Raw genomic sequence first — 19106 nt, forward strand, 5'->3', positions numbered from 1 at the left:
TGCCGAGGACCTGCGCGTGCACAAGACGACTTACGGCGCCACTACCGTTCAAGTCTGCTTGGGCGCCCACCACGAGTCACAGTAGCTCAACCTCAAGGTCTCTTTCCATTTTGGAGCCGCCATGTACCTGAGACGAATAGAAATTGAGAATCTGCGCGCCATTCGAGAGCTCACGCTCGACTTCGGCACGAAAACGCAAACTCGCCGCTGGACCGTCCTACTCGGGGAGAACGGCTGTGGTAAGTCCACAGTCCTCAAGGCTATCGGCCTGGTACTCGCCGGATCTGATGCTTTGGCAGAGCTACTGGAGGACCCGGACGCTTGGGTGCGCAACGGCGCCAAGATCGCACGAGTGCGAGCGGAGATAACGACTGCCCAGGGAGAGACACGCAAACTTCTGCTTGAGATACATCGCGGTGACCGCCGCGACTCCGTCATACGCCGCAATCAAAAGGGTTTGGCTTTGCTGGATGCAGCAATCGACAAGGCAGACCGCAACTATTTCGTCGCTGGATACGGGGCGTTCAGGCGACCACCCGACCCTCTAAATTCATCAAAATCCGGGCGCCGTGCGCGCATCAGTCGGGCCGACAACATTGGCACCCTTTTCTCAGCTGCCTCCGAACTGATGAGCGTCGAACAATGGGCGTTCGAACTCGACTACCGAGAGGGGAAAGAGGGCCGCAAGGTAATTGCCGAAGCGTTGGGCTCACTACTGCCCGGGATGTCCTTCAGCCGCATCGACAAGAAGGAGTTCGCCATCTGGATGAACACGCAGGATGGAGAGGTCAGGCTACGCAATCTTTCTGAAGGTTATCAAGCGATGGCGGCCTGGGCGGGCGACATCTTGTATCGAATGACCGAGACTTTCAGCGACTGGAAATCGCCATTGCACTCTCGCGGTGTGCTCATCATTGATGAGATGGACTTGCATCTACACCCTGTCTGGAAAAGAAGCTTCGTCGACTTCCTCAACCGAGCTTTCCCGAATCTCCAGATAATCGCAACCACTCATTCACCTTTGTCGATCCAGCAATGTGGAGAGGGTGAGCTATTCGTCATCAAGCGCGAAGGGGCAAGTCCGCCCACTCTCATCGAGTTCAAAGGTGACCCGAGCAAACTGCGACTGTCCGAACTTTTCCTCTCGCCGCTGATCGGCCTGGAGACGCTGGACTCGCCAAAGGTTGCGGCCTTGCGCCAAGAGGCGCGCACCATTGAGCTCGCTCGAAGCAAGCGGTCGTCATCCGTCATCAAACGTCTCGACGAAATTGCACAGGAGCTCAAAGGCACGACCCCCCTGCCCTCTGCAGAAGTGCCGGCGCTTGCCTCTGCCATGGCGGTGCAGAGAACCCTCAGTCGCCTCCTGCCTGCAAGCCACGCGGCGCAACCCAGGCTGCGCGCGACACCGATGCGCTCGCCTGCACCAGCAAGTAAAGCGAAGCCGCGATCGACAGAGTCAACTACCAAGAAATCTGTGGCCACAAAGGCTGCAGTCAAGTCTGCAACCAAGCGCGCAGCGCCTTGAGATGAGGTGAGATCTCATGATTAAGCTCACCCGTACCAGGGACCAGATTCACCCGGACTTCACTGGAGAGAAACTTTTCTCCAAACTCGTCAACTTGGTGGCGGCCCGCATCCGGGACGGAGATTCCCTTGAATTCAAGGGGGCCCTTGGCGATTGGTCCAAGACCAAGAAAGTTCTTAAAACCGAAAGTTTCGGCAAGTGCGCCTACTGCGAATCAGACACGGAGAAGGTCGCACACGGCGATGTAGAGCATTTCCGGCCGAAATCAATCTACTGGTGGCTGGCCCTCTGTGTCGACAACTACAACTTCTCTTGTCAGCTGTGCAACCAGACCTACAAGAGCGACAAGTTTCCAGTGAGCGCCAGGATGCTGAAGGCACCCAAGCTTCCCAAGGCACTTCCAAAAGACGCTGCGCTCAAGAGGTTGATTGCGCGCATCTGCCCTGATCCCGCTACTGTCACCGACAGCGAGCTACTGAAGAAGTGGTTCACTGAGGACTCAGACCTGCCCAACCCGTATTTGGAGGATCCGGAGAAGCTGTTTGCTTGGGCAGTGTCAGAAGTCAACGAAGAAGTACATCTGGTTGCCCCTACCAACGCCAAGCCCCGTGCCAAGCGCGCGGTCAACGCTGCGGTCGAGTATCTCGGCCTGAACCGCGAGACACTTACTCGGAGCAGATTTGTTGTCTACAACGAGCTTCAGTTCGCGCTGTACGTGTGGCAACAGGGGACACGAGAAGCGAAGAACATCGCCAAACTCCAAGTCGAAAGAATGTGCCGATCTGATCGGCAGTACACAGGAATGGCGCGCTTCTTTGCGAAAGAAGCAGGATTTCCGCTCTAGGAGGTTTTGGGGGGTCCAGTTTCGATAATCGGTGTTTTCAACACCATCGACCAAACAACAGGCAAACGTTCGCCGGATTTCCTACTGCCACGGCAGTGAGCGGTACAGTCCCTGCACCCGGGCCATGGCTTCGTCAAAGTTCGGGAGATCGCCCGCGACATCGTCCTTGAGCCCCTCGTAACCTTGCCGTGCCATGCGCACGACCGCCTCGTCGTCCATCGACAGCGGACCGGGTTCGATTCCCTTGGATCGGCACGAGTCCACCAGCATGTGGTGAATGCTTGCCAGCTCCGGCGCTCCCAACGCATCGACCAAGTCGGGCGAGTCCAACAGCAGACACACGTCGTAAACATCCTGGCGACGGTTGCGCCTTCGAACCGGCTGCTGCAGCAAGGAGCGCAGCTTCTCGGCGACGATGTTGTGCAGGCTGTAGCTCTGGATGGTGGTGCCGCCATCGAGCTGCAGCACCTCCACCCCGAAGACAACCTCGTTGTAGCTGTAGTCGATTTCCACCACCTGAGCGGAGTTGCGAGCAAGAAGGCGTTTCATCGCACTCTCGCTGCCCATGTCGGCGTAGCCGATCTTCAGCGCCAGTGTCTGGTGGGTCTTGTTCTCGCCCCTGGGCTCGATCTTGTTGGACTGCACACGACACGCTGTCGCATAGGGCAAGCGGTCTGCAGCCGCCGCCAGGTGCTGCTCCAGGTCGGCGATCAGCTCTTGCGCCTCCAGGGCGACATAGGGCGCGGTCGTGGAGAAGTCGATGTCACGGGTGTAGCGCGAACTGTCGTAGCGGATGGCCATCAACAGTCCGCCTTTCATCACCATCCTGGCGTGCAGGTGCTGGGAGCGCCCGATGCTCTCCAGGATGATGTGCACCGCCTCCCGAAAACCTCTCTGGGGTTTGTCGGGGGCCTGCTGCACCCAGGCTTCCATATCCACCTCGTTCAACGGCCTCAAGTGCCCTCCCCGGCCAGGTCTTCTCCAGCCTGCCCTTCCCCGTCGCGGCCATCAGTCAACAACGAAGGCACATTGATCGACAGTTTCCAAGTCTCAGAAAACGTCGGGGCGTATTCGCCCTGGGGATCCAGCATGCGCGAGCCGCCCCGCTGTGCAAAGTCCTTCCAGCCGTCGATGCGCGGATGTTGGATTCTGCAAACCGCCTCCAGCAGGTAGCCAGCTCGCACCTTCTCGATGGGCTTGCCGTGACGATCGATCTCATCCAGGATGAGGGACAGGTACTGTGAGCCGTACTCGCGGTAGGCATCCACCACGTGCTGCATGCCCCCGCAGTTGTCGGGCTCACGCACCATGTCCAGAAACACCCTGCCGACCATGGCGACTCGGATGGACGGAGACTTGATGGCCTTGAATGCCCCGCGGCTGGAGCGCCGCATCAACTCGACACGCACACCCTCAACACGCTCGAAGCCCAAGTACCGCAACATCGGCAGCCTGGCTGCGCGGTGCACCGCCATGTGTTGGCCGAGATCCCTGGCCATCCTCTCTTGAGCCTGCTCTCTCCACTCCTTGTCTGGGGGGGTCGTCAGGTAAAGGATCTTGGAGAAGCGATCCGTGAGACCGTGAAACTCCATCGCACTGAGGTGGGTTACACAGGCAAATGGATCCACCGCACACGCGACCTCCATGGCGGAGGGCTTGGGGCGGCCAAACAACTGGAACACCGCCCCAGGCTTGAACTCCTTGGCCGGCGAGATCAGGTGAAAGGAACTCAAACGGTCAACAATGGCCTTGTACACGCCAGGCTCGATGGCTGCATCCGCAGCTGGCAGCGCTGCACACAGCAGAGCGCCCAGCTCATAGTCGGTGACGACCGGCCGCTCCCACGTCGCCAATCGGTCTGCAATGCCCTCTGCAGGAGCGATGACGGCTTTTGAAATTTTCTTGTTACCTGTCAATGTATGTAAAATTAACGTCCTGAGGACGTTAATTTTACATACATTGTGCTTCGATCGCAATATTGCTTGTTTGTGATGCTTACGTGGTTAGCCTAAAATCTGTCCTTAGGACAGATTTTAGGCTAACCACGCCACATGATGCTGGCCAAGCAACTCTCGAGAACGCTCCATCAGGATTTTCAACCACCCTCGCTGTCAGAGTTGATGACAGCATGACGTGCGCCATCGAGGAAAACCCCACCGACCGGCTGTACTTGGCTGGTTCGACGTAGCGTCACTCTTTTATTGACTTTTATTTTGATTTTGATAAATTATCCAAATCAAAATAAAACGGGATAAACATGATCGCTTACCCCCGCACCGCCCTGGCCGACGAACTGGTGCACCAACTCCAGGGCAAGACCGCCTTTGGCGACGCCCAGAACGGCCTGTTTCTGGCCGCGCCCCGGCGCACCGGAAAAACCACCTTCTTGCGTGGAGACCTGTGTCCGGCGCTCGAGAAAGCGGGCGTGGTGGTGGTGTACGTGGACCTCTGGGCCGATGCCACGCGCGACCCCGGGGTGTTGATTGCCGATGCCATTGGCCGCGCCCTGCAACCCCATCTGGGTATGGTCGCACGCACCGCCAAGAAGGCCGGGCTGAACAAAGTGAGCCTGGCCGGCTGGCTAGACGTAGACACCAGCCGCATCGGCAAGCTGGACGGACTGACGTTGGTGGACGCCTTGCGCGCCTTGCACGAAACCGCAAACAAACAAGTAGCGCTGGTGATTGACGAAGCCCAGCACGCGTTGACCAGCGAGGCAGGCGAGGCGGCCATGACAGCGCTGAAGTCGGCCCGCGACCAATTGAACCGGCCAGGCGTGGTGAACCTGATGCTGGTGATGTCGGGCTCGGACCGCGACAAGCTGCTGCGCCTGGTGAACACCAACGGCTCGCCGTTCTATGGCTCGCAGATCAAGACCATGCCGGCACTGGGGCAAGACTTCATTGCACACATCGTGCAGCTGATCGAAGCGCAGCGCCCGGAGTTGGCACCGGTGGACCAGGCCACGCTGCAGGCGGCATTTGAAGGCTTTGGCAGCAGGCCGCAGTTCTTCATGGAAGCGCTGGGCCAGGTGCTCAGCCCGCTGGCGGCGCTGACGGGCCGCTTTGAGCCCGCCATGCTGCAGGCCGCTGCGCAGCGCCAGCAGGACGATGAAGGCCAGATGGAATCAGATTACCTGGGCCTGAAGCCGCTGGAGCAGGCGGTGCTGTGGCGCATGCTGGAGCAAGGCCCTCGGTTCAGGCCGTATGACGCCGAAGCGCTGCGCTTCTACCGCGAGAAGACCGGGCGCGACAAGGCGGTGACACCGCAGCAGGCGCAAAACGCGCTGGAGTCCCTGCGCCAGCGCATGCCGGCGCTGGTGTGGAAATCGGCCCGAGGGGAATACGCCGTGGAAGACGCGGCCATGCACCGCTGGTACGAAACCCGAGCGATGGCCAGGACCTGGCCACCGCTGAGCAGGCAAGGCAATCTGCTGCAAGGCACCGAGTAGCCCGCCAGTGCACAGCAGTTACCCCAAACCGACGACACAAAAAGATCGGGAAGCATGTCATCAAAAAATGCCGACAAAACCGGCGCGCACCACCCGGCACCTGATGAAGTTGTTTTAGCAAAACATGTTCTCCTTTTCTGAAACTTGCGACACGTGTACGGATTCATGTCGTTTTCGGCGACATGAACGCCAGGACATGTCGCCGAATTGCAGTTTCAAGAACATAAAACCGCGCTCCAGTGCACCCCAAACAGGCATTGGTTGTGGCTAGCGCGGTGCAGGGTTGTTCCAAGGCTGGCCGTCGGAACACCCACCAAGTTGAAGCGCAATTGCAATACATTGCCATCATGAAGACCGCAACCATCCCGTTTGTTCGCGTTGATCCTGAGTTTCGCGCCGAGGTGGAGTCGGTGCTCGGCCGGGGCGAAACCCTGTCAGAACTCGTGGAAGCATCGGTGCGCGCGGGTGTCCAGCACCGTCGTGTCCAGGCGGAATTCATCGCGCGAGGCATGCGTTCCCGAGACGAAGCCCACCGCACCGGCGAGTATGTCAATGCCGATACCGTGATTGAGCAGTTGCAGCGCAAGCTCGATGAAGCGCGCAACCGCACCGCGAAAACCCAGGAGTGAGCTTTCGGGTTCGATTCACTCGCGGGGTTGAGGCAGATCTCGAGCGTCTCTTCGACTTCGTACCTGAGCGTGAGTTGGCGCGAGACGGCTTCAGATGCGGTCGTCACGGCAGTGTGTGATCAACTTGAAGACGACTATCACTGACCTGTAGCACGGCCATGATGCCGGCCGCTCTTCGAGGCTGCGGATGGAAAGCGAGGACGACTCTTGCATCAAAGCACCCGGTCACCCCGCCGTCTTTGGAAGCCGACGTGTACTGCCCTGCCACTCGAGGCCGTCGCCCTTGGGCACACGCATGAACCCTTGGTTCTTGAGCTTGAGACCATTCACCTCGTAGCCTTCGGTCTTGAGAAACGGCTTGTCAACTCCGCTGAACGAGGCGTTGACTGTGTAGCTGCATTTGACGGCCCCTTTGATCGCCTCTTCAGCCTTTGAGCCCATGAAGGCAGCCGCACGGGTCAGTTGCTCCATCTCCTTGCTGGATGGGGTTGTGCAGTCGAGGTCCGTGATTTCAACTGTGCGCAGCTTGACGTAGCCATTGCTAGCCGTCCTGGAGTGCCACGCCTTAACGTCTTCTGAGGAGGGGTAACCGTTCGATCCAGCGCCACATGCGCTCAGCACAGCTGCGACGCCCAATGTGGTCAGGCTCGAGCGGCAGGAGGAAATGATTCTCATGGTGGTCAATTGCTTTGGTTGGTTTATGAACAGAGGCGCACTCGGCTGCCTCTCTTCAGAATCTCAAACAAAGCATCGGAGTCAAGAGACCCAGGACAGATTTTCTTGTCGGTCATCGCTGGCCAACCCACTCGCTTCATCGGTGGGCCATGGACGTCAAGGCCAAGACCCTGCCACCCCAAATCGGCTGAGAAGGCCGGGTCATCGAGATCAGCACCAACCTCACGAGAACTGTGACGTCGTTCTCTGCAACTCCGAGGACATACGGTTGAGGTGAACTGAGAACCACCCAAATCCGATCCTCTCCTGCTCCAATCTCAACCTGGGTTGGATGCGATCGAAGCGCAGCTCGTCATAAACCGCAGCCTCCTCCACCGTCAGGCTCGACAGCTCGTGGCGTGCAGGCTCAGTCTCCTCGCCCCATTGCAAAGGATGTGCGAGCAGCGTCTCGCGGTCCATGAGGAAAGACAATGCGTGGGGAAAGTGGCCACGCAGCTGATGAAGGATGGCAAAGCCATGGGTATCGATGTCACCCCAGTAGTACAAGTGGCTTCGGTGCAGCCATGCAGCGCGCGCCAACGGTTCCCAGCCGTAGCCCGCACCAAACACAACGATGGCTCTCGCCACCGGCGGGAAGGCGAGAAAATTGGTCTCGTTTTCCGTGATGAATACGTGATCAACAGGCAGCGCGAGCGCAGCGAAGCTCGAAGCGTCCAGCGTGATGTCCGGCAACCCCTGGCAACCCGACAAGCTGGGCAGGGTTGGATCGAGCAATCGGAACCGGATCCGCACCGGCTTGTCCAGGAAGCCAAAACGGCGGGCGAACTGCGATGTCCCGCTCGCACTGTTGTCGATCACCTCGGGCGGCAGCGCCAAGTCCAACAGCTCGGTCAACACCCCCCGGTGGGCCTCGATGAATTTGCTGTCCACCCCGGGCGCGTCCACCTGCCGCAGGTAGACGCCGGGACGTGGATAGGCCTGCAGCCAATCAACAACCGCCAAGAGGCGATCCCACCGATCGATCAGATCCAGAGCCTGCAGCGGACGCCGGGACATCCAATCCAGCAGCCGGGGTTGCGCGATCGCGGTCCGTTGCCACATCGCCTCGAAGCGTTGTGCCTGACTGGTTTTGCCGATCAAAGCCAACGCCGACTGAAGTGTGTCGATCCAAACGGCAGACGGCAGACGCTGGCTTCCCTGTACCCGATGGTTCCAATCTCGCCACTCAATCCGCACATGAGGAGTGGCGGCGAAGGCACTCAACCAGTCCCGCACGGCCTCGAAGCGATCAGAGAGATCGCCTGCGCTGGGCACCTTCAGCGACAGACGTACGGGCCAGATCACAGAACTCGAAACCGAAGATCGCAGCAAGTCCCCTCGATCCCACAAGCGCTGAACCTGGGCGCGAAGGTCTGCCGTGTTCGTCCAGTTCATTTCACCGCGCCTCCAGCAGCTCTGATCTCGGCGCTTCCTGCTATCTGGCTTTCTCCCTGAATTTCCGCTTTCTGCGCGCGATACTCTTCGATCGACAGGCAGCGCAACTTGGAATCCCGCCCTCCTTCGTTGTGGACGAAGCCAACGCTGGCCACGAAAGGTTCGATGATGTGGATCTTTTGCAGTGGTGTCACGATCAGCAGTTGCAGATTGAGTTGCTGGAACAAGCGAAGTCCGTACTGCGCCGACTCGTCCGAGCCGCGCCCAAACGCCTCGTCAATGACGACGAAGCGAAACGACCGCGAACGCACGGCGCCCCACTCCAGCCCGAACTGGTAGGCCAGGCTCGCGGCCAGCACGGTGTAGGCGAGCTTCTCCTTCTGCCCACCGGACTTTCCACCCGAGTCGGAATAGTGTTCGTGCTCCACACCGTCAGCACGCCAACGCTCACTTGCAGAAAACAAGAATCCGTTGCGCACGTCGGTCACCTTGGCGGTCCAGCGCCGGTCGGCATCCGACAGTCCCTCTCGTCCACGAAATCGGTCAATGATCCCTTTGACCTGCAAGAACTTGGCCTCCGAATACTGCTCATCAGATGAGCCCGTGAGCGCACCCTCGGTACAGGCACGCAGATCCTGCTGGAAGTCACGGATCTCCGCATCAGGACTGGGCTGCGCCACCAGTACGATGAAGCGACCGGGGTTGTAGTCGATGACCTGAAGTGATCGATTGATCAGGTCAACGCGCTCCCTGATCGTCTCCCGCTCGCGGGCAAGCTGAGCGTTGAAGTTGGCGATTTCATTGATGGTGTTGACATTGAGGAGCTCCTTGAAGCGGGCTTCAAACCGCGGCAGGTCATCGCTCTTCAAACCATCAAGCATCCGTTCGTACTCGAGCAGCGCTGCCAGGCTCACATCCATCTCGACCGTTTCTGCCTTGAACTCCTCCTTGAAGCCACGCATGGCGTTCACGATGCGCTCGGTCAAACGTGCCAGGCGCTTGTCCTCCGCGTCGATGCGCTCCTGCAGCCATCGACGCATGTCCTGCTCGCGGTTGTCGCAGGACTCCACGGAGAGCTGATGCTCGCCGAGTGCCTGAACTCGCCAGTCGTTCAATCGATCAACCCGGGAGCCATCGAGCGGCACGGCATCACAGACAGCACTGGCCAGATTCCGCAAATCTTCGGCCGCCGTGTGCTTGGCTCTTACTTCGCCGCGCTTGCCCAACGCATCGCCATGCTTGGTCTCTGTTTCGCTCAGTCTGACCTGAACCTCTTTCAACTGGCGGCCCAGCTCCTGCAGGGTGTCCGACGCAGCTTCAAGTCGCACGTGCTCCTCTGCGAGGGTCGCGATCTGTCGCGCCAGGCTCATCCAGTCGATGTCTGCGAATCGCGAGAACTCCTCCAGGCGGGCCAGCGTCTCCAGTCGGCCATTCAGCTCCGAGCGTGCATCGCCAATCTCACCCATGCGCTGGCCCAGTGTGGCAAGCTTGTCTTCCAGGCGCTCGCGCTGGTCACGCAAGGCCCGCAACTTGTCAGCGTTGCTCCAGCCCAGCACGTAGCGGCTGCGGTCGTCGATGCGGCTGCGATCGTCCTTCTCGTGGCGGCCTGACGGATCCTTGATCTGCCCCGAGCGTGTGATGGCGCGTGTCTCGCGGCGAAACTGCTCCCCCGAATCGCAACAGGCCACATCAAAACGATTGCGAAGTTCCTGCTCCAGCCACTCGTAGTGCGGCGAATCGGGTTTAACGACGAGCTTTCTCACCAGCGACTGCGGATGAAGGCTGGCACCCTGTCCAGGCTTCTTCGGTCGCACATGGAAATACACCAGGCGCGCGCCCAGGTGCTGCCTGTCCACCCATTCCGCAACAGCCTTGTAGTGCGCGTCCGGCACCAGCAACGCGACGCCGAAGCCTCGCAACAGCCGCTCCGCGGCACCCTCCCACTCGCGCTCGTCCTCGCGCACCTGGATCAGCTCACCCGCGAAAGACAGGTCGCCTTCGTCAATCGAGAGTGCGGCGCACAACGCATCACGGATGCGAACCTGGGCAGCATCAATATTGCTCCTGCGCCGCTGAAGGCTGTCGATCTCCTCGGACAAGGCTGTGTGCTCTTCACGTCCCTTGCGAAACGCAAAATCCTCCTCGCGCTCGCGGTTGTCCAAGTCTGCGATGCGTTCGCGCAAGCCTTCCGCGCGAGAAGCGATGGCTTGTTGCTGATCGAGAAACATTGCCTCGTCGGTTGGCGATATCTCGTCAATGCGAGCCAGCAATGTGATGTGGCGATCGGCCTTCTGCTGGCGCTGAGCTTTTTCTTGCTCCAAGCGGCGAATGTCGGCGGCCAGCTCCTCCAGGCGGTTGCCACCGTTCTCACGCAAGGCTCGCTCCAGCTTCGCGATTTCCGATCGCTCGGTATCGCGCTGGGCGCCCAAACGTTCGAGCTGGACATCAAACCGGGAGGCGTCCTCTTCAAGCAGCTCCAGCCGCCGATCCAACAGCTCCACCTTGAGTCCTGCGAAATACGGGTGCAGGGCGTCTCGCCCATCGCGCCAGCCCTGGATTTCCGAGTCCAAGGCACTGTGGCGACGCCCGTCCTCGACCAGGGGTGTCAGCAGCTCAACCTGTCGTTTGGTCTTGAGCACCGCTTGATGGGCGCGGTCCAGGTCGTCAAAGTGGCGGATCAAGGCCTCGATGCGGCTGCCGACATCAAACGGCTCCAGCATGTGGCTGCGCACGAAGTCGGTGAGGTTGCCCACCGATTTCATCGAGACTGTCTGGTGAAACAACTCCAATGCCTGCTCGTGCTCAATACCAAAACGGCGACGGAACCAGGCGCAGTAAGGCGGAAAACTGTCGAACAACTCACAGCCCGAAGCGCGCAGTTTTTTGCGCAAGGCGGAGATGTCGCTGCCGAAGTGGGCGAAGTCCTCAGCGATGTTCATCGCTCGCTCGGTTGCCACGAACAAGCGAGCGGGTTGGCCTTGAGGATCCTTCAACCAGAACACTTGGGCCAGGGTCACCGCCTGGTCATAACCCTCGTTGCGGAAGACGCCCAGGATGACCGAATAGCTTGACGCATCGCGCAGCGCCACGGGTCGGGCGCTACCGGTGACCTCGTTGCGCTCGCTCTTGTAGTGACCAAGCACGTAGGAGCGCAGGCTGCGCTCGCGAGCATCCGCTCCTGCAGCCTTGTTGTAAGCCACGCGGTGCGCAGGCACCAGCAACGTGGTGATGGCATCGACCAATGTGGACTTGCCCGAACCAATATCGCCAGTGAGCAGGCCGTTGCGACCTTCGAGGTTGTATCGCCAGACCCGCTTGTCGAAGGTGCCCCAGTTGAGCACCTCCAGTTGATGCAAGCGAAATCCTACCCGGGTGTTGTCGTCCACAAAATCCAGTGACAGCGAAGGCGACTCAAGCATCGGCCGCCCTTTCGGTCTGGGGCTTGCCAGGGACAGCGCCGGCCAGCGCCGTGCGGTAAACCTCCAACCGCGCGTCGAAGTCGGCCAGCCACTGCGCGTCGACAAAGGCTTTCAGAATGCGCCGCACTTCGTAGTTCCCCCTGTCCAGCCCGCTGCCGGCTGCGGGTTTGAGCCGACGCAGAAAGCCCAGATCGACCACCTTCGTGATGGTTGCGTCCACTTGATCGATAAGCCGAGCTTCGTTCGTCCCATCAGGCAAGAACACCCGCATCAGCTCGGACATCTCGTCGCGCGATAGAACCAGGCGGGTGTCGCCTCCTCCGGCGTCGAACTCTGCCATGCGCTTTCGCAGCAACGCCAGCATCAAGCTCACCGGGTAGGACAGGGGGCGCCGCGCGACGAGCCGGGGCAACCGAGGTACGCCCTCCGACTCGTCTGGGTCGGGGCGGCTCTTGAGAAATGCGTAACCCTCGGCTTCATCAAGAACCAGGTCGAGCAGGAGCACCGCTGCTTGTTCTCGCACCCGCGCCTGCAAACGAAAGAAGCTCGCCCACAACCGCTCATCATCCTCACGGTAAAGCACTCCCTTGAGCAGGTGCACCATCAGTTGCGTCAACTCGGGCACAGCCGGCAAAGTGGCCAGTGGAGCACCCTCCGACGGGCTCTCGTGCAGCGATTCAGTCATGTTCCTCTCCCTTCCAAGCCACGACGACGGACGTCATCGCGTGAAGATCACACGGGGCAGACGCGCCTCGCGCGTCACCGGTTCACCCATTGGATTGCTCGCCATCCACCGGATGGGCTCTTCAACAGTGTCGTCAACAACAGCACGCAAGCCATCCACTGATGCTGCGCCACCGCCAACGACGTCACCGTCGTGGGCCAACTCCAGATAGGCAACCAATTCGGCCAGTCCTTGTTGTAGTGGCTCGTCGTTGATCAACTCACGCAACGTGATCTGCGCCCGCACTCGAAGCGCTTGCTGGACCGTTGCACGCAGGCGCGCCTTGTCCACAACGATCTGGTCGAACAATCGAGCGGTGTCGATGTCGCCTTCTGCTGGGTCCACCTCCAGCGCGAGATCAGCGAGACGCGGCTTCACACTCAGCGTGAACATGGGTCGTTCCAGTGGCAGCTCAACGTCTGCCCCCATCGCATCGATCGTCATCAAGCCAACGGTGGGGGGAGCAGTCCGCAGTGCCAGCACCTTGCTCTCAATGCCGTGCAGCAAGTCGAGGATGCGCCGATTCTCCAGAAAGGCCCGGTCGTCCAGAAAACGGCGCAGCTGTTGCGACAACTGAGCCACGGTGCGCTGCGTGTGTTCGCCGGCTTCAAGCCAGTCGTGGTGCACGCGGCGGGTGCGCGGCTCGGGTTTCAACGCAGCCACCACGGGTAGCGCCAGTATCTGATCCAACCGCGCTGAGAGTTCCTCCTGACGGCTGCTGGACATGAGAAAGTCCCAGAAAGCGCGGAAACTGCGGCCTTGGTCCGAGTCGCCAATCGCATCGCGCTCGCCCATGATCTCGTCGAGCAGCGCTCCTTTGGAGCCTTCCCAGAGAGCAATCTTCTCGCGCACCTTGCGATCGAGCAGGCGAAAGTTGTGCTCCACCTCGCGGAAATCGGAGAGCAGTTCTCGGGCGATCTGTTGAAACTGCTGGAAGCGGTCCTTGACCGCAGTGTCGTCCAGCACGGGCGCATCGCCCGCCAGAACGCGAGCGATTTCCACATCGAGCTCATCCCGCTTCTTGCGCAGGTCGTCGACGCGTTTGATCGGATCAATCTCGGTGCCAGCGCTGATCTGCTCCAGCAGTGCAAACAGCGTCAGCAGGCGTGACTCGGTTCCCACAAACGCCCGTTCGGTGAGCGACCCCAACCATGCAATGGCTTTCTCGGTGGCCGGTGTCAGGTCGAATTGCGCCTCGTCGGTACCGGGCTTGTAGAACTTTCTCAGCCAGCCCTTGTCGGCAGCAGCCCAGTCGTTGAGGTACTCCGAAGCACCTTTGGGATAGGTCTCGGATCCGAGTTGCTCGCGCAAGACAAAAAGTTCGTCCTCCAGTGCCTCGGCCAGGTCGGCCTCGCTGATGACGCGCTCGTTCGGCGCCACGAAGACCCGGTGCAGGAAGTTGGCAACCAGCGGCGCATGCGGCGAGGCCAGCAACCTCCAGGCGGGGTGGCGGTCCCGGAGCGTGACGAGGGTGGCGTGGTTCACAGCGGTCCACTCACGGGCTCAATCCTTCAACAGGTGTCATGGTCGCAATTTCGATGGGGTCCAACCTTGGGCTGCGAATATTGCCAAAGTATCCCATTGCCCGATCAGACACTTGCTTGCAGCCATTGAGGCAACGAAGTCGTGCACATCATCTCCATCGTGGGCGAGGGAAATGGTCGGAGGCGCTTGATGAGCAGGTCTCTGCCGCAGTGACTGGGCTGGCACTGGGGCGGCTGCGCAGCCCGATCAAAGCCGCCAAACGTGGGATGGCCAGCATCCAAAGCACCCCCGTCGCTGCACGGCCCACCGAAACGCAAGCAGCTTTCAGGACAACGAAACGATATTCTTGGTGTCAGAAACTGAAACTCCTTTCTGATAAACTGGTTTCACTATGGTCACGCTCCCTGAGTTCATCCTGCTTCACGCAGAGTCCCTGCCCGAGGGAGGCGTGTTGTCGCCCAAGGAGTTTCTGCACATGGGAAGCCGCGATGCGGTCGACCAGGCTTTGTCTCGCCTCACCAAAGAGGGCAAGCTGTTGCGTGTGGCGCGGGGCACGTACGTCATGCCTGTGTCCAGCCGGTTCGGAACGCGTGCGCCCTCACCAGAAAAAGTGGTCCAGGCCCTGGCCGCCCAACATGGCGAGGTCGTGTCGCCTCACGGAGCCAATGCGGCCAATGCACTGGGGCTGACCCAACAGGTGCCGATTCGCGAGGTGTACCTGACCTCGGGACGCACCCACCATCTCAAGCTCGGCCGCTCCGAGGTCATGGTGAAACACGCACCTCGCTGGATGCTGGCGCTTGGCCCAGGTCCAGCCGGCTCCGCCGTGCGCGCTTTGGCCTGGATGGGGCCCTCCCACGTGAGCGAATCGCTGAGCACCCTGCATCGCACGCTGCCGCCCGCCGAGTGGCAGGCACTGACTGCGGCCCGAGCGGCGTTGCCCTCCTGGATGGCCAGGGCCATCGGCGAAGAGACGCTGCGTGGCTGAGCGCTACTTCGACTTGAACAAGGAGGACCAGAACGAAGTTCTGGAGCAGGCCCGGGCGAGGACGGGCAGACCTGCCCATCTGCTGGAGAAGGACCTGTGGGTCGTCTGGACGCTCGGCGTCTTGTTTGAATCGCCGTTTGCAGCCGACCTCACCTTCAAGGGTGGCACATCGCTGTCCAAGGCGTACAAGATCATCGAGCGGTTCTCCGAGGACATCGACCTCACCTAGGACATCCGCAAACTGATCCCGGATCTCACCGGTGACGGGTACTTTCTCCCGGCAAGCCGCAGCCAGGCCAGCAAATGGAGCAAGGCCGTCAGGGATCGGCTCCCCGACTGGATCGGATCGACCGTACAGCCCCATCTGCAGGCAGCGCTTGAGCGCGAGCGACTTGAGGCAACGCTGGAAATCGCAGGCGCGGAGCACGACACACTCCAACTGCACTACCCGGCAATCAAGCAGGGCACTGGGTATGTTTCACCCGTCATCACGCTGGAGTTTGGTGGCCGCGCCACTGGGGAGCCGCATGGCGTGCTCCCCATCACCTGCGACATGGCCGGTCATGTCGATGGCGTGTCGTTCCCCCAGGCACTGCCGCAGGTGATGGGTGTGGCACGGACCTTTTGGGAGAAGGCGACAGCGACACACGTCTACTGCGCGCAGGGACGAATCCGAGGTGAGCGGTACGCGCGCCATTGGCACGACCTGGCGGCCATCATGCGCAGTGAACACTTTGATGCTGTGATTGCTGATCGCGCCGTGGCTCGGGAGGTAGCGGAACACAAGTCCTGGTTCTTCAGCGAGAAGGCCGCCGACAACAAGACCATCAACTACACCTTCGCCGTCCTGGGCGCGTTGCGGATCGTGCCCGAGGGGGGCGCACGAGACGCGCTGGCCGCTGACTACGCCAAGATGCTGGAGGACGAGGTCATGGTGGGTGATGCCCTGCCCTTCGATCAACTGATGCAGGCCTGCGCCCAGGTGCAGGCTCGGGCCAACGCTGCCGCTCGGACCTAAGTCGAGTCGATCGATAGCGGCACACAACGCAGATACGACCAAGGTGCAGATTCAGGGCGCCCAAACGAATTGGTGTTGAAAACACCCATTATCAATACCGACTAGCCGGCGAGAAAAATGCGCCGGCTTTCATACAAGTATGGGATGCAGCGCGGGCTCTGTCGTACGATGCGGGCATGACCACCTTTGCCGAAACCCTCAAAAAAGAGATCGCCCGCGTGGCCCGCAAGGAACTGCGCGAGGAGATCACATCGCTGCGTAAGCTCAGCACGACCCAGCGTTCCGACCTCTCGGCCTTGAAGAAAGAGGTCAAGTCGCTTCAGTCGAGTCTGAAAAAACTGGAGAAGTTGCGCGTGGCGCCCTCCTCCTCAGCCTCCTTGGCCAAACCTTCACGGACGACCAAACCATCTCCCGATACACCCCGGGGGAAACCAGGCCGTAAAGTGACGTTCACTGCGGAGCGTCTGAAAGCCCAACGCTCCCGACTCGGCTTCACCCAGGAACAAATGGGGCAACTGCTGGGAGTCTCAGCCTTGTCAATCTGGAAATGGGAGTCAGGCGGCGCCGCGCCAAGAGCTGCACGTGTTCCTGAAATTCTGGGGAAGATTGCAATGGGCAAGCGTGAAGTCTTGTCGCTCATTGAACAGCACGCGGCCTAAAGAACCCGCTTTAGGTCGAATAAATGCGCTCTGAGAACTAGGCATCGTGCATCACCATACGGTGGGCAGGATTGCACCTGCCCACCTTCTTCATCAGCGCAGAGACACCTCAACACCGTTCTCAGGCTGAACGCCGCCGCCCAAGAGCGGGGCTACGAGAACGCGGCCAGGAAGCAACTTCTGAAGCAGCGCGTGGACATCTTTGAGCACGTCCAACTTGACGCCCTCGTCAAGGTTAACGGTGAGAACGATGCGCTCGCTGTGGGGCATGTCGATACCCAATGCGGCACGCCCAGTCAGCCACGCACGCTCCACACCAAGCATCAGCAAACCCGTGGCGACGCCGGGCGTGTTCTGAAACATCTCGATCCGCTTTTCGATGCGCAGCTTTTGCTGCTTGCTCATCATGGAGACCGAGCTGAGATAGGCCGTGGAGATGTCCTTGCGCCAGTGGCCCAGAGCCTCTGACACCTTCTTGTACGCGTGGTCAACCAGTTCACGGTTCTGTTTGAACCACGCTGGCGTCTCCTCACCCTCAGCTGGCGGGCGGTGGCCGGTGATGTCTTCGAACATGTCTGCTGCGAACTGGTGACGCAGGCCGTGACTCGAGACCCCCATAGCCTTCTGGTTGATGCCGTACTTGCGCAGCACGTGGTAGTACTTGGTCCGCGCCTCTTCCATCGTCATGCGCTCGTAGCCCATCTCACCTTTGTTGTTGTGCTCATCAGCCCAGGCGCGCGCGCGCTCAAGAACATCGCGCTGTTTGGCTTGCTTCACAGGATCCTTCATGAAGGGCACAAAGCGGCCCGCGCCACCCTTCGTGCCAAGTTTGATTGCAATGCCATCACGGCGCTCGGCCTCACGCGGGCGAAAGCTCAGCGCTTCTTTGACACGCAAGCCGAAGTTCAGTTCGAGCTCAAACAGGATGGCCTCCTGAGGGTTTTCGATCGCGACAACTTCGATGATCGCTTGGGCATCCACCCCGGCAGCCTTCCAGCTCTTGCTGCCATGGGTCACCTGCGCACAAGTGACGGCGGCCTTGTCCACGCCTTTCGCGGCAAGTGCTTCGTAAAGCTCTTCCCGCTTCGGAATTGCACCAATCTTGCCGATGAGCTCACAGAACTTACGAATCACGCTCAGCTTGTTGGTGATCGTTTTTGCCGTATGACCCAGTTCGTTGGCCCAGTATGCAGTGAGCGCCACAGCGTGACGCTGTCCGATTTCGTCAATGCGCTGAATGGGCATGTTCAGCGTTCTCAAATCCTGGATCAGATTCTTCATGGTGCTTCCGAACGCTGTTAGCGTCTTCTCCCCGACGTTGCGCTTGCGGCCGGTTGAAGACTTGAGGGCCAGGTTCCGCAGGAAACACACCATCTGCCGCAACGGGTCGTTGGGATGTGCCTTGATCGCTTCTAGCGCGCGTGGATTTTCGCTTCCCGGCCCTCCCGTGGTGAGTGTTTCGGCACGCGACTTCGCTCGGGATTCGCGACGTTTTCCGCGACCATTGCCAGATTTTTTCGCCATTTCTCTTTCTCCTGTTGTGACTTGCGTCGTGATGAGGGCTAACACCTGCGGGCGCCCTACGCACCCGCATGTCTAAACCTTCAGGCAGGCCCAAACCGCCAGATCGCTCTGGCTTTTCGTTTGTCTTTTTGCTACTGGTCGCCCGGTACAAGGCCCCTGGGCAAGGCACGTCAGTCTTCGGTGGTTTCCGTTTTTCGTTAGCAAGCTGTCCTGTCGGCACAGGTGGAATCCCCGTGTGACCCCCATCCTTTTTTGATGGGCACCCCGACGCATGGACATCGTCGGGGGGGTACTGTCTTGTTCAGACAGAGCCTTGTGGGTAGGCTAGACCAGAGCAGTTATTCACTACCCAGGTGAACTCACTTCACCGCCAGACTGATTTGGCGGCGTTGTCCTTTGCAGCTTGTCCAACCTGCCCCTTTTTAGGCCCTGAGGGCTCCCGGCAAACGCGCCAGGCGGGAGGTACTTGTGACGAACCACCCGCAGGTAGTCGTCAGTGCAAAGTCAAAACGTGAGTTGATCTATACGCTTACGCGTCCGCACCCGCTCCGTAGCTCAGAGCGTTGGCTGGCGGCTTCCAAGAAGGAAGGCCTGGTTGGCTTGCTGTGGGCAGTCCCCATTCGGGGTCGCCACTTCTGAACCGCGTCGCGGGCTCAGCAGCTGGTCGTTATTCGACCTGTTTTGCGGCGCTCCATACAGAGCACCGTCTTGGTTTGCGACTTCCAACGTGG

Annotated in this window: 14 protein-coding genes and 1 pseudogene; 7 read left to right on the forward strand and 8 right to left on the reverse strand. The window is 60.0% G+C overall.

What is annotated here, in order from left to right; all coding sequences use genetic code 11:
• Window positions 1-121 precede the first annotated feature (121 nt).
• Together AC07ZS_RS01145 and AC07ZS_RS01150 are read left to right on the forward strand one after the other, a co-directional pair.
• Window positions 122-1525: an AAA family ATPase gene (locus AC07ZS_RS01145; RefSeq protein ID WP_439606906.1), complete on the forward strand. Its 1404-nt coding sequence runs from the start codon at window positions 122-124 to the stop codon at window positions 1523-1525.
• A gap of 16 nt (window positions 1526-1541) precedes the next feature.
• A complete protein-coding gene (locus AC07ZS_RS01150) occupies window positions 1542-2369 on the forward strand; it encodes an HNH endonuclease family protein (protein ID WP_492440180.1) in 828 nt (275 codons plus the stop codon).
• Between the two features lie 81 nt (window positions 2370-2450).
• Here AC07ZS_RS01150 and AC07ZS_RS01155 read toward each other — a convergent pair whose 3' ends face one another.
• On the reverse strand, window positions 2451-3302 hold the full coding sequence (locus tag AC07ZS_RS01155; RefSeq protein WP_492440178.1) for a nucleotidyl transferase AbiEii/AbiGii toxin family protein: 852 nt from the start codon (window positions 3300-3302) through the stop codon (window positions 2451-2453).
• Between the two features lie 20 nt (window positions 3303-3322).
• Window positions 3323-4345 carry a type IV toxin-antitoxin system AbiEi family antitoxin domain-containing protein gene (locus tag AC07ZS_RS01160; RefSeq protein WP_492440176.1) on the reverse strand — a complete coding sequence of 341 codons (1023 nt, stop codon included), beginning with the start codon at window positions 4343-4345 and terminating at the stop codon, window positions 3323-3325.
• A gap of 281 nt (window positions 4346-4626) precedes the next feature.
• Here AC07ZS_RS01160 and AC07ZS_RS01165 point away from each other — a divergent pair, with 281 nt between their 5' ends.
• Together AC07ZS_RS01165 and AC07ZS_RS01170 are read left to right on the forward strand one after the other, a co-directional pair.
• The gene (locus AC07ZS_RS01165) at window positions 4627-5820 is read left to right on the forward strand and encodes an ATP-binding protein (RefSeq protein WP_492440174.1); all 1194 of its coding nucleotides are present in this window, start codon (window positions 4627-4629) and stop codon (window positions 5818-5820) included.
• Window positions 5821-6167: 347 nt separating this feature from the next.
• Window positions 6168-6449 carry a YlcI/YnfO family protein gene (locus AC07ZS_RS01170; protein ID WP_494796812.1) on the forward strand — a complete coding sequence of 94 codons (282 nt, stop codon included), beginning with the start codon at window positions 6168-6170 and terminating at the stop codon, window positions 6447-6449.
• Between the two features lie 225 nt (window positions 6450-6674).
• On the opposite strand, the gene AC07ZS_RS01175 is transcribed toward AC07ZS_RS01170, so the two are convergent.
• From AC07ZS_RS01175 to AC07ZS_RS01195, 5 genes are all read right to left on the reverse strand, one after another.
• The gene (locus tag AC07ZS_RS01175) at window positions 6675-7124 is read right to left on the reverse strand and encodes a hypothetical protein (protein WP_492440170.1); all 450 of its coding nucleotides are present in this window, start codon (window positions 7122-7124) and stop codon (window positions 6675-6677) included.
• Between the two features lie 222 nt (window positions 7125-7346).
• Window positions 7347-8558: a DUF3322 domain-containing protein gene (locus tag AC07ZS_RS01180; RefSeq protein WP_492440168.1), complete on the reverse strand. Its 1212-nt coding sequence runs from the start codon at window positions 8556-8558 to the stop codon at window positions 7347-7349.
• Window positions 8555-11977: an ATP-binding protein gene (locus tag AC07ZS_RS01185; protein WP_492440166.1), complete on the reverse strand. Its 3423-nt coding sequence runs from the start codon at window positions 11975-11977 to the stop codon at window positions 8555-8557. The genes AC07ZS_RS01180 and AC07ZS_RS01185 overlap by 4 nt, the downstream gene beginning before the upstream one ends.
• Entirely contained in the window at window positions 11970-12662 is a 693-nt protein-coding gene (locus AC07ZS_RS01190; RefSeq protein ID WP_492440164.1) for a DUF4194 domain-containing protein, read from the reverse strand. The genes AC07ZS_RS01185 and AC07ZS_RS01190 overlap by 8 nt, the downstream gene beginning before the upstream one ends.
• A gap of 33 nt (window positions 12663-12695) precedes the next feature.
• Entirely contained in the window at window positions 12696-14186 is a 1491-nt protein-coding gene (locus AC07ZS_RS01195) for a DUF3375 domain-containing protein (protein WP_492440162.1), read from the reverse strand.
• 391 nt (window positions 14187-14577) lie between these two features.
• Here AC07ZS_RS01195 and AC07ZS_RS01200 point away from each other — a divergent pair, with 391 nt between their 5' ends.
• From AC07ZS_RS01200 to AC07ZS_RS01210, 3 genes and pseudogenes are all read left to right on the forward strand, one after another.
• Window positions 14578-15174, forward strand: a complete 597-nt coding sequence (locus AC07ZS_RS01200; RefSeq protein ID WP_492440160.1) for a DUF6088 family protein — start codon at window positions 14578-14580, stop codon at window positions 15172-15174.
• Window positions 15167-16192: pseudogene (locus tag AC07ZS_RS01205) on the forward strand (nucleotidyl transferase AbiEii/AbiGii toxin family protein). Before AC07ZS_RS01200 ends, AC07ZS_RS01205 begins: the two are co-directional and overlap by 8 nt.
• Before the next feature lie 176 nt (window positions 16193-16368).
• Complete coding sequence (locus tag AC07ZS_RS01210; RefSeq protein ID WP_492440158.1) at window positions 16369-16851, forward strand: helix-turn-helix domain-containing protein; 483 nt, start codon at window positions 16369-16371, stop codon at window positions 16849-16851.
• A 93-nt stretch (window positions 16852-16944) separates the two neighbouring features.
• On the opposite strand, the gene AC07ZS_RS01215 is transcribed toward AC07ZS_RS01210, so the two are convergent.
• The gene (locus AC07ZS_RS01215; RefSeq protein ID WP_492440156.1) at window positions 16945-18375 is read right to left on the reverse strand and encodes a tyrosine-type recombinase/integrase; all 1431 of its coding nucleotides are present in this window, start codon (window positions 18373-18375) and stop codon (window positions 16945-16947) included.
• Window positions 18376-19106: the final 731 nt, after the last annotated feature.

It is taken from the genome of Hydrogenophaga sp. GW456-12-10-14-TSB4, assembly GCF_059424305.1.

Coding starts and splice junctions, on each gene's coding strand:
- AC07ZS_RS01145 (WP_439606906.1), top strand. CDS start 122: ATGTACCTGAGACGAATAGAAATTGAGAATCTGCGCGCCATTCGAGAG.
- AC07ZS_RS01150 (WP_492440180.1), top strand. CDS start 1,542: ATGATTAAGCTCACCCGTACCAGGGACCAGATTCACCCGGACTTCACT.
- AC07ZS_RS01155 (WP_492440178.1), bottom strand. CDS start 3,302: ATGGAAGCCTGGGTGCAGCAGGCCCCCGACAAACCCCAGAGAGGTTTT.
- AC07ZS_RS01165 (WP_492440174.1), top strand. CDS start 4,627: ATGATCGCTTACCCCCGCACCGCCCTGGCCGACGAACTGGTGCACCAA.
- AC07ZS_RS01170 (WP_494796812.1), top strand. CDS start 6,168: ATGAAGACCGCAACCATCCCGTTTGTTCGCGTTGATCCTGAGTTTCGC.
- AC07ZS_RS01175 (WP_492440170.1), bottom strand. CDS start 7,124: ATGAGAATCATTTCCTCCTGCCGCTCGAGCCTGACCACATTGGGCGTC.
- AC07ZS_RS01180 (WP_492440168.1), bottom strand. CDS start 8,558: ATGAACTGGACGAACACGGCAGACCTTCGCGCCCAGGTTCAGCGCTTG.
- AC07ZS_RS01185 (WP_492440166.1), bottom strand. CDS start 11,977: ATGCTTGAGTCGCCTTCGCTGTCACTGGATTTTGTGGACGACAACACC.
- AC07ZS_RS01190 (WP_492440164.1), bottom strand. CDS start 12,662: ATGACTGAATCGCTGCACGAGAGCCCGTCGGAGGGTGCTCCACTGGCC.
- AC07ZS_RS01200 (WP_492440160.1), top strand. CDS start 14,578: ATGGTCACGCTCCCTGAGTTCATCCTGCTTCACGCAGAGTCCCTGCCC.
- AC07ZS_RS01210 (WP_492440158.1), top strand. CDS start 16,369: ATGACCACCTTTGCCGAAACCCTCAAAAAAGAGATCGCCCGCGTGGCC.
- AC07ZS_RS01215 (WP_492440156.1), bottom strand. CDS start 18,375: ATGGCGAAAAAATCTGGCAATGGTCGCGGAAAACGTCGCGAATCCCGA.